We start from the raw sequence: 6,033 nt of genomic DNA on the forward strand, positions 1-6,033 counted from the left end.
GTAAATGGCAACCAACTATAACGCAATTCGGCTTCTCGAGAAGCGAATCGATGGCACCATCTCCAAGGATGAGGCCAATTGGTTGGCCCAACGATTGGCTGTGGATTTTTCGCTTCGTCGTGAGTTCCGATTCCGTAAGGAGTTGGAATCTATTGTGGGCGAGGTTGAAATTGATCGTCTAAGGCAGAGGTTAGCCGTTGCATGGCAAGAGAATAATTCGCTTCAAAGCACGCATCAAGAAAATTTGCAGCGCTTTTCTCGCTTTAAACGATATTTCTATGCGGCTGCCACTTTGGCGGGAATTGCAGCAGGCGGTTTGGCAATGCATGCAACCTTCCTCACAAAGGAGACTCCTGTGGCTCTTTATGCCCAACACTTCGAGCCTTATCCTCCAGTGAGGATTGTGCGAACGGGTGGGGGTCTATCCTCCGAATCACACTTTTTCAGAGGCATGATCGCCTATCAAGGAGGCTTCTATGCCACTGCTGCCGATGACTTCGAATCGTTGGTGAAAGGTGGGGATACCTCTGTAACCGTAAAGTTTTATCTAGGACTTAGCTATATGGAACTTGGTCGATTCGCTGAGGCACGCCAATCACTTGAGCATGTAACCACTTCGGGGTCGTTGTTCGTGGATCAGTCGGTTTGGTATTTGGCACTCTGCCACCTTGCCGAGGAAAATAGTGAGGCTGCCCAAAAGTTATTGGTGAAGCTCGCTACTTCAGATAGCCCTATGTCGGCAAAGGCAACCGCCTTACTTACGGAAATGCATAAATAGCAAATTATTATTAATTGAATATACCATGGAACTAGAACTTGTTGCCGCGCCAATTACAAAATTTAATGAGTTGGATGTTTTAGCTGCACTAAAGGGAATTGACATAAAGTGCATCCAGTTTTTTGAATCGGTGGATACTCGAACCTATGTAGTGCTGGATAATGGTAGTAGAAAGCAAGTTTTTGCTCCGCTATACGTTTTTGAAGAAATGCTCCCCAAGGATGTATTCTTTCGCTGCGGTTGGAGCCATGTGGTAAATGTGTCGAGGATTAATAGCTTCTTTATGCTGAATGACACAACACTCGTAATGGATTGTGGGGAGGAGATTTTAATACCTCGATACCAACGCCATACGATCTTTAAAATAATGGAGCAGATGTGGTTTGCCCAGCAACGCCAAATCGGCTAAGCATACGAACATCGGAGTCATTATCTTTCCTGTTCGGAATACACCTGAAGTGTGCTCAACGCTTCGGGTGTTTTTCGTTTATATTTTTTTCGGCTGGCGGGTTATCTTTTTGATTTGCAGTTTCCTCTGTTGTTTAATTTAACTAATTGTAATCTTTCGCATGCAAGGTAGCTGCTAGTCTAAATTGTCCTCTTGTGCAAAAATAGTTAAAAATAGCTTGTCACGAAATGATGATTTTGGGCATAGATATATGAAGGGGTATGCCTCGCACGTTTAAGACATAGTTAAAACAAAAACCAAACCTATGACCATTAATCCTGAAAATCTGGATGCCATTGCTGCGTTTATTTCGCGAGTTGACGATCTAATATACCGCAAAGCCACAGGAACACCTTCCGAGTTGGCTGAAATGTTTGATACAAGCGAACGTTCTATCTACCGCTTGATACAAGCGCTGAAATGCCTTAACTTACCCATTGCCTACTGCAAGCAGCAAAAAACCTACTATTATACTCGGCCGGGACGCCTGCGGATGGGGTTTAATCCCGAAGAGGAAGGCGGCCTGTAGGGGCTTAGTTGTTCAACGCTTTTTTTTCTCGATTGGGAGAATTGTGCTATACAGCATGTGCAACTTATGCAAACTGACGGGGCGTGGCAGTGTGATTGTTTATACTTGTGCTATGTTTTTGGCCAAAGCAGGGCGGATACCGAAAGCCTGGAATAGAGTAGGTGTAGAAAAATATTTTGAACATGAAAAAATTGAAAATTGTCGAAATGGGAAGGCTTAGTGATGTAGTTCTTCTTAGCGATATTGATATGACAAAGGTTAGTGGTGGTCAAGAAGATATGGCTTATTGTGCTTGTGATGCAAGGTTTGCAATGAGTAGCGGAACTATCCAGATAGGTGGTTGTATTTGTCATAAAAAGTATAGTTAGTGGTTTGCTTGGGTGTCAAAAACATTTTGACACCCTCTTTTAATATGTTTCTTTTTTTGTTGCTATTTGAATAACTTATTCCTTAACGTATTAGGGTTTTGTTAATGTGTGTGGCTATGTTTTTTCTAAATCATTCTTTCAAATCCTAGGTGTGTGAATTGTCTTAATCGTTGCTTATTTGTGTTTTGTGTTTTTGTTGCTTGTGGTTGCTCATTACCAAAATACAATCAATCGGAGGTAAATGCCGATCTAAAGTATTTAAAAACAAAGTTGTGTAATGTGCATCCCGATCCTTTCTTTACATTAACTGAATGTGAGTTTGATAGTATAAGCCGAGATGTTGAGCGGCTTTGTATGGTTGAAGGGAATGTTAGTCAAAAACAGTTTTACTGTTATGTTAATCCTATGGTTGCTCGACTTGATGACGGACATACTCGAGTTGATGTGCCATATAAGACTCAGATGAAAGGTTTTTTTTGGGGATCAAAAATACTTCCATTGGCGTTAAGATTTTCTGATACTTGTGCTTATGTAGTTACTCCTATAAGAGAAAGTGATTCATTGAGGTCAGGTGATAGAGTGGTGAATATCAACGGAATTGCAATGGGGGGGGGTGATTAATATGATGGAGAAAAACCATTATGGTAAAAATCGCTTATTCCGAAAATCATTTATAACTCAGAATACATTTTCCCGTGAGTTATGGCTTTATGGCGGAATGGATAAGCATTTTTCGGTTGTCTATGAGACCCCAACGTTACAGGTTAAATCAACCCTTCTTAAGGGTGTTAGCCAACCGTCATTTTATAGTAAAGTTGGGGGTGTTGTCGAAGTGCTGAATGCATTTGACTCTATACCTGTTTTATACAACTGGGAAAATGGTGCCTATAGAGTATTAATATCGGATGATATTGCGGTTTTGCAGTATTTTAAGTTTGGTAGTGCAACTGATTCTGTATATATAAACAAAGCCTTTGCCGATGCAGAAAAAAAGGGGGTCTCAAGATTTGTTCTTGATTTAAGGGGAAATATTGGTGGCACAACAAAGGTTTATGACGCATTCTTTGCTCATTTAACGCAGGACTCTATTCCTTATTTCTCAAGGGTAGAGTATAAGGTTAGTAAAGAATTGCTGGATAGAAAACCTTACGGGAATAGGTTCAAATATCCTGATGAAGCTAACATCGGTAAGCAATGTGAGTTGAATGCAAACTCCCTGCGCTATTCTCCTAAGAAGTCTCCTTTATATTTAGGCCGTTTCTATGTTTTGTGTGATGAAGGAACTTTTTCCACAGCTAGTGCTTTTTGTGCAATAGTTCAAGACAATAAGTTAGGTAAGTTGATTGGACGAGCAACTGGAGGTATGGGATCTTCTTTTGGGAATTTTCTTGTTTTTATGTTGCCGAATTCTAAAATTCCTCTCCTTGTTTCTTCTGCTCGCTACTATCGCCCTAATGGAGATCGGGAATTCACCCCCGTTATTCCAGATGTTTTTGTTGATGATTGTGATTTGTTGAATTTCTTTAATAAATGTAAATAGTATGAAGTGGTCGTTTTATAATTCGCAAGATTCAACTCACAAATGCAACTTGGGTTAACTGATTGTATGTTAAGAGTGGCGAGATAAACCCTAGCCTTTTTCTAGGTCAACTTTAAGCCTAAGCGGCGTGGCCGTTCTTAGCACCGAAGAGCAAAAGATGGTAAAGGGTGGACAACTCCAACGTTTTAGATGCACCTGTGATTTAGGTGTAGGTGGTTGGTATGGCAATTATGACGATATTGATGCAACTCAGGGATCTACCATGAATTGGTGTGAATACGGAGGAACTTGTACTGAAGTTTAAGTTTCAAATATGGAGTAGGGGGTGGGTTATCCCTTCCTCTACTTCTAAAAAAAATTGGTTTTATGATTCGACATGTAGCTGTAATTGCATTTCTTTTATTCAGTTTATCGGGGAATGGACAGGTCGTAGTAACCGGGAAGGTTAGCACCTTTGTGGGCGATTCGGTGGTTAGCATTCCTATGCCTATCGATGGCTTCTTTAACCGCGAATTTGTTACAGAGGCCGATAGCTACCCCATTAAGGCCGATAGCTCTTTTCGTGCCGTTTTGCCAATATTGCAGCCTGCATTTATCATTATGAAGGTTGGGAAACTGTCCGTATTATTGCTTGTATTTCCCGGCGATAGCCTCTTTGTTACCCTTCAATACGACGTGCACTCTCCCCCAAAACTCACAATTGGAGGTTCTAACGCTGCCGGGCATGAGTATTACAACCACAAGTATTATGGTATCAATCCTTTTGTGAGATGGAAGAGTTTTATTGATATTGCGGAAACAGCCAAGCCAGAGAGTATTCGAATACTGGCCGAGAAACAGGTCCAACTTTTTGTCTCGCCGTACGATAGCATCGCATCCTTAGGGCTTATTACTCCCGAGTACAATGCACTAATAAAACGAGAGGTGGAGTTCTCATGCACCAACTCATTGCATGATCCGCTCGACAGTAAGTATGAGGGAACGAAATCAGCTGCGATTGATAGCTTTCGCCATAGCACCGTGATCAAGTTAAATGTTTTTGGTGTGGAAAATCGGATGCTTTTCTCATATGCCACAATGGTGATGAAATGTATGAATTGGCCAATTTGTATTCAAACCTATCCATTGTCCTTAAAGGAGAAGCAAAAATGGTCCACCTTTAAGGTATATGTAAATAGAGCATATACACCAAAGTGGGTGCAGTCTATGCTCTTTGCTAGGGGGATTAGGGTGAACTTTGAAATGGCTGCTGATGAGTTTGATGTGGTGAAAGGGTTCGCGCTGTATAAGCAGGAGTTCCCCCAAAGCGGCTATACCCCATATTTGGAGAGGTTGCAGGAACAGTATTTTCAGCGGAAAGCACTCTCGGCCACCAGCGTTCACTTTATTGATTCTTCGCGGCAATACTCAACCCTCGATTCTCTTCTATCGGAAAATTACCGAGGTAGCTATGTGTTTATTGATGTGTGGGCAACCTGGTGCAATCCGTGCCGCATGGAGTTTGCTCACTCGGCACAGGTGCATAAACTTTTGGGAAAGTATGGCGTTAAAATGCTCTACCTTTCGGTTGATAGCGATAAGGCCGAAAAGGCATGGCGGAGTGTGGCCACCTCATCGGGGTTGGAGGGCGATCACTATCGCGTCAGTAAGGCATTCTATGACAACCTCCGAACGGCTATATACAATAAGGGTGAGAAATTGGGTGTTCCCCGCTATGTATTGGTATCACCCGATGGCAAAATTCTCGATAACGATATGCCCCGCCCTAGCTTTAATCAAGAGTTGGATTATAGGCTTAAGGAGCTGCTAGGAAAATAGGTTACCCCAGCTGTTGTGTGCCTATTATTTAAGCCTAAGCAGCATGGCCGTTCTTAGCAACGAAGAGCAAAAGATGGTAAAGGGTGGACAAGCTGCTGCTTACAGTTGTTCCTGTAGTGATGGATCCGCAGTATGGACTGGGACGTATTCTGGTGATGGTCGTGCTAGTGATCGTGCTGCATATTGGTGTGGATCTGGTGGAGGTAGTTGTATTCGAGAAAATTAGTAATAATATCCTAAATTCAAGTAACAAATGCAACTTATAGGATTGATTGGAGAGAAAGGAATTGCATTTTTTCAGAACAGGAAGATGAGAATTACTCACCTTCGCTGCTCCGATGGAAAAAATGTGGTTCTTTACCCCCTAAGTCCTCTAAAAATAAGTTGTAATGGCGCACATCAACCAAGAGCAAAGGTATGTAATTACCCTCATGCTACAGCAAGGCAAGCTACAAAAAGAAATAGCCCTGTTTATCAACCGAAGCCCTTCCGTGATATCCCGGGAGATTCGCAGGAACAGGGATGCCAAAACGGGCATTTACGAGAGCAACG

10 protein-coding genes are annotated in these 6,033 nt (G+C 42.1%); all 10 read left to right on the forward strand.

Annotation, left to right across the window (positions count from 1 at the left end):
- The first annotated feature begins 4 nt into the window (after positions 1-4).
- Complete coding sequence (locus BLS65_RS12700; protein WP_092439581.1) at positions 5-778, forward strand: tetratricopeptide repeat protein; 774 nt, start codon at positions 5-7, stop codon at positions 776-778.
- A gap of 25 nt (positions 779-803) precedes the next feature.
- The gene (locus tag BLS65_RS12705) at positions 804-1,187 is read left to right on the forward strand and encodes a LytTR family DNA-binding domain-containing protein (protein WP_092439583.1); all 384 of its coding nucleotides are present in this window, start codon (positions 804-806) and stop codon (positions 1,185-1,187) included.
- A gap of 304 nt (positions 1,188-1,491) precedes the next feature.
- On the forward strand, positions 1,492-1,755 hold the full coding sequence (locus tag BLS65_RS12710) for a hypothetical protein (RefSeq protein WP_092439585.1): 264 nt from the start codon (positions 1,492-1,494) through the stop codon (positions 1,753-1,755).
- Positions 1,756-1,937: 182 nt separating this feature from the next.
- On the forward strand, positions 1,938-2,123 hold the full coding sequence (locus tag BLS65_RS12715) for a hypothetical protein (protein WP_092439587.1): 186 nt from the start codon (positions 1,938-1,940) through the stop codon (positions 2,121-2,123).
- Between the two features lie 153 nt (positions 2,124-2,276).
- Complete coding sequence (locus tag BLS65_RS18020; protein ID WP_125869867.1) at positions 2,277-2,744, forward strand: S41 family peptidase; 468 nt, start codon at positions 2,277-2,279, stop codon at positions 2,742-2,744.
- 1 nt (position 2,745) lies between these two features.
- Positions 2,746-3,663 (forward strand): S41 family peptidase, encoded by a 918-nt coding sequence (locus tag BLS65_RS12725; protein WP_092439591.1) that lies wholly within the window; start codon positions 2,746-2,748, stop codon positions 3,661-3,663.
- A gap of 127 nt (positions 3,664-3,790) precedes the next feature.
- Positions 3,791-3,967: a hypothetical protein gene (locus BLS65_RS18345; protein WP_170830118.1), complete on the forward strand. Its 177-nt coding sequence runs from the start codon at positions 3,791-3,793 to the stop codon at positions 3,965-3,967.
- A gap of 62 nt (positions 3,968-4,029) precedes the next feature.
- Positions 4,030-5,481, forward strand: a complete 1,452-nt coding sequence (locus BLS65_RS12730) for a TlpA family protein disulfide reductase (protein ID WP_092439593.1) — start codon at positions 4,030-4,032, stop codon at positions 5,479-5,481.
- Between the two features lie 83 nt (positions 5,482-5,564).
- Entirely contained in the window at positions 5,565-5,747 is a 183-nt protein-coding gene (locus BLS65_RS12735; protein WP_092439595.1) for a hypothetical protein, read from the forward strand.
- Positions 5,748-5,870: 123 nt separating this feature from the next.
- A partial coding sequence (locus BLS65_RS12740) for a helix-turn-helix domain-containing protein (protein ID WP_139180967.1) occupies positions 5,871-6,033 on the forward strand: 163 nt, incomplete at its 3' end.

Origin of the sequence: Williamwhitmania taraxaci (assembly GCF_900096565.1) — a bacterium.
Taxonomy (GTDB): Bacteria; Bacteroidota; Bacteroidia; order Bacteroidales; family Williamwhitmaniaceae; genus Williamwhitmania; species Williamwhitmania taraxaci.

What these genes read in the sequence shown, in the direction of transcription:
- BLS65_RS12710 (WP_092439585.1), top strand. Translation starts at nt 1,492, where the DNA reads ATGACCATTAATCCTGAAAATCTGGATGCCATTGCTGCGTTTATTTCG.
- BLS65_RS12715 (WP_092439587.1), top strand. Translation starts at nt 1,938, where the DNA reads ATGAAAAAATTGAAAATTGTCGAAATGGGAAGGCTTAGTGATGTAGTT.
- BLS65_RS12730 (WP_092439593.1), top strand. Translation starts at nt 4,030, where the DNA reads ATGATTCGACATGTAGCTGTAATTGCATTTCTTTTATTCAGTTTATCG.
- BLS65_RS12725 (WP_092439591.1), top strand. Translation starts at nt 2,746, where the DNA reads ATGATGGAGAAAAACCATTATGGTAAAAATCGCTTATTCCGAAAATCA.
- BLS65_RS12700 (WP_092439581.1), top strand. Translation starts at nt 5, where the DNA reads ATGGCAACCAACTATAACGCAATTCGGCTTCTCGAGAAGCGAATCGAT.
- BLS65_RS12705 (WP_092439583.1), top strand. Translation starts at nt 804, where the DNA reads ATGGAACTAGAACTTGTTGCCGCGCCAATTACAAAATTTAATGAGTTG.